This window comes from Agrobacterium sp. 22-226-1, assembly GCF_053522345.1.
On the sequence record NZ_JBNWCP010000040.1, the window covers coordinates 1 to 3,174 of the forward strand.

A 3,174-nucleotide genomic window follows, 5' to 3' on the forward strand; every position below is an offset into this window, starting at 1 on the left:
AGCTCCCGCTGAAAACACGCGGAGCAAGGTTCAAAACATGGGTCAATTCTCGATGACAATATCCGGCAATGCCGGGTCACTTCTCAGTGCAAATCAACACTAGCCCATTACAGGGCGTGCTTGACCGGCTCTAGGTCGCCTTTGGGTGTGATAATGGTCGCCGACGCGGTCTGGCGACCATTTTTCTTGAAGAGCGACTTTTAAGTGCTTTCCCCGGCGCAAATTCTAAAGTTGTTTAACTATCCGTCGTATCATTCCAATTTTCTGGAACAATGCCGCACAAGAAAGTAATGGGTATCCCATTTTCTTCAATAACGGCACGTTGTTCGATCCAGTCCGTGTCAACAGCGTTGAACACTCTAGCCTTCGCCTTTGCGGCCACCGCGGCAAACTTCCGGTCACTCGGATCAAACCCTGAATCGATGATGGGTTTCGGCAAATCTACATACTGCCCGTCTGTTCCCTTTGGAACATCAACCCGCGCGATCCTTCCCGGGTGGCTATTTAAGATTTCGAGATAGAACCTGTCCCCCACCCCCGGTTGACCTTTCGGATCGAGATACCGTCTGTATTCTTCTTGGATGTCGCCAGCGCTGTCTAGGAAGATAACACCCTTTTCAATTGCAGACTGAAGAAGCTCAACAGCCGCCATACGGCAGTCGATATTGACGTTCGCCGATGCGCCATTTGCCACCACCGGAACGTTCGTATCAATGACGTATCTCGGCATTCACTTAGCAGCCTTCATTCGCTTCAAGCGCGCCATCTCTGCCGACGCCGCTTCGTTGAAGGCGTCACCCATAAATTTATCAGGCCAGTTTTTGATGTTTCCCAAAAGATCGACATCGAGCTTGGTTATTACTGAATATCCATCAGGAGCATCGCAAAAGTAAAGTTCAATCGAGTCACGGTCCAACGCTTCCTCTGCGAGCCTGCGTTGGAGCCGCAACAACAGATGTTCTGAGTGACTCTCCAGAATGACCTGAACATTGCGGTGTATGGCCGCCTGTATGATCACATCTGCCAACGCAGCCTGTGCCAGTGGATGGAGGTGTATCTCTGGCTGTTCCAATAGGACGGTAGAGCCCTCGGGAACGTACTGAAGAAGTGTGACGACGGGCAGAACCTGAGAAATGCCGAAGCCTACGTCAGTTAACAGCACCCAGCTGGAGTTTTGACGTGTCTTGACCCGGGCCTGCCAGCGGTTTGAGTCGGGCGCGATCTCCTCTACGCGAAACTCATGAATTAGCCCCATTTCGCGGAGCCAATAGGCGATCATTTCTTGGAAGGTCTTCAAGTGCGCCTTTGGGCGCAAGTTTCGCATTTCATTAGCCTCGGTAGCGGCAAGAATGGCATCCATAGTCTTCTCGCCAGCGCGGCCGACGTCGGAGGGCTTCGAACGAGACCACAGATAGTCCCGCTCCGGCGACTCTCGCATTGGACCGAGATAATAAATTCTATCGAGTTGGGCTTCATACGCGGCTTCCAAGTCAGCTAGAAATCCTGCATTTTGAAAGTAGGTTCTTGCTTGGTCAGGGAACGCGTATGACTTTACAGGCCCAGGCAGTTGCCAAGCTCGACCTTTAGTGCGCACGAAGTTGAATCTCGAATCCTCGCCATTTTTGGCCGTGCACGTCAAATCAAACTGTGATGCATGTTCCTTCTTCCTAGACATCACAAACTTCAAGTCTCCGAGCCCGTAGAACAGTCTATCCGCAGTGGGCGCACGATTCTGTACTGACACAGTTGCTCCGACAGACAACTCCGTACCCTTCGTTACAACTGCAGATTTCTTTCGGTTCGCGTCGGTAACAGCTAGTTCGCCATCGAGCGCAAATCTAAGCAGCCACTTCAAAGTCAAATCTTCGTCGTGTTGATAAATTGCATCTTTGATGGATCCAAGGCTAACGTGCTCGCCGTTTAGTTGGAGCGTCAACGCGCGGTCCGTTGCGTCCTTCGTCTGCTTAAGCAGTAGCAAGAACTGGATTAGGCTGGTTTTCCCGGAAGAATTTGTACCGAAGACCCCAGTGATACGGGCACAGTCGATATTGGCTTCTTTCCAAGACTTGAAGTTCGTGAACTTCATTTTCTTTAGCATTGTTTCTCCCAGTCTGACCTACCGGATCACACACAACTACCTAAGCCGACAGAGCGCTTCTGTAAATGCGACTACGTACGCCATTTGGTAGTACGATCTGCTGCGACCGCTGTCGCACTTTCTTGCCATCTTTCAAGCAGTCGAAGTTCCTGAAAAGTTTAAGCGGCGTTTTCAAGCGGATGAGGTGAGAGGTGTTGCTTACTCGATTCCCGCCGACCAGTTAAATGCTAAAAGCCACCCGGCGCGGCTTAGTCTTTCGCGGGGCGCGCTGCGGGTTTGGGGTCAACCCATATGCAGAAGAACTTTCTTGCCACGGCACCAAAGACGGTCGCTGATTTTTAACTAAATTATCGACTTATTATTGCTTTTGATAGCGTAAGCATGCGCGGGATGAGATGAAGAATTTTGGAGCGCGAGCTCAGTTTTGGACTGGCTTTTCTCTCGGAATCGTTTGTACATCGGTGGCGATACAAACGGTGATCAGTATAGCTGAGATTGGCCCGGCAAACGCGTTCTTTTTGACCTTGAAATGGGTCGGAACATTCGAATGGCTAAGAGAATTTCAAACGCTGATCACGGGCGTGGGCGCTGTATGTGCCGCTTGGCTAAGCGTGAGAGCTGTCAGAGATCAGATTAAGTTGTCAGAAGATGCCACCGCTAAACAGATAAAGCACATGGACGGCTTGGAAGTGGCCAGAGTCGAGGCGAAGCGTGCAGCGGCGCGTGCGGTTTTACCTCTGGCGCTATCAACGCTTGCTGAATATTCCAGCGAGATGTGTGAGAAACTGTATGAAGTTTTGAATGAATGCAACGCCGGCATTCTTCCAAAGACGGCGAAGTTACCTTCTTTTCTAGAGTTTCCCGAAGAGGTTGTTTCATCAATTAAAGAGATGATCGAATACGCTAAACCGAATGACAGGAACTTTTTCTGGCAGACATTGCTTCGAGTTCAAGTGCTGCGCGCACGTTTGAAAGGCCTAGAGCGCGTCCGCTTTACTCGGGGTCATATCCGCACGATTTGAAGTAGTTGGCGCATTCTTGCGGTTCGAACAGCGTGACGATCTGGCCGACGGTAG

At 50.7% G+C, this 3,174-nt stretch carries 3 protein-coding genes; 1 reads left to right on the forward strand and 2 read right to left on the reverse strand.

The features are described from left to right. Positions 1 to 235 precede the first annotated feature (235 nt). Both ACQZ5K_RS26845 and ACQZ5K_RS26850 read right to left on the reverse strand, forming a co-directional pair. Positions 236 to 730, reverse strand: coding sequence for a hypothetical protein (locus tag ACQZ5K_RS26845; protein WP_448742060.1), 495 nt, complete (start codon positions 728 to 730; stop codon positions 236 to 238). Beyond that, positions 731 to 2,098, reverse strand: coding sequence for an AAA family ATPase (locus ACQZ5K_RS26850; protein WP_448742061.1), 1,368 nt, complete (start codon positions 2,096 to 2,098; stop codon positions 731 to 733). A gap of 395 nt (positions 2,099 to 2,493) precedes the next feature. Between ACQZ5K_RS26850 and ACQZ5K_RS26855 the strand changes: the two genes are divergently transcribed. Further along, positions 2,494 to 3,120 (forward strand): hypothetical protein, encoded by a 627-nt coding sequence (locus tag ACQZ5K_RS26855; RefSeq protein WP_448742062.1) that lies wholly within the window; start codon positions 2,494 to 2,496, stop codon positions 3,118 to 3,120. Positions 3,121 to 3,174: the final 54 nt, after the last annotated feature.

Coding starts and splice junctions, on each gene's coding strand:
- ACQZ5K_RS26845 (WP_448742060.1), bottom strand. CDS start 730: ATGCCGAGATACGTCATTGATACGAACGTTCCGGTGGTGGCAAATGGC.
- ACQZ5K_RS26850 (WP_448742061.1), bottom strand. CDS start 2,098: ATGCTAAAGAAAATGAAGTTCACGAACTTCAAGTCTTGGAAAGAAGCC.
- ACQZ5K_RS26855 (WP_448742062.1), top strand. CDS start 2,494: ATGAAGAATTTTGGAGCGCGAGCTCAGTTTTGGACTGGCTTTTCTCTC.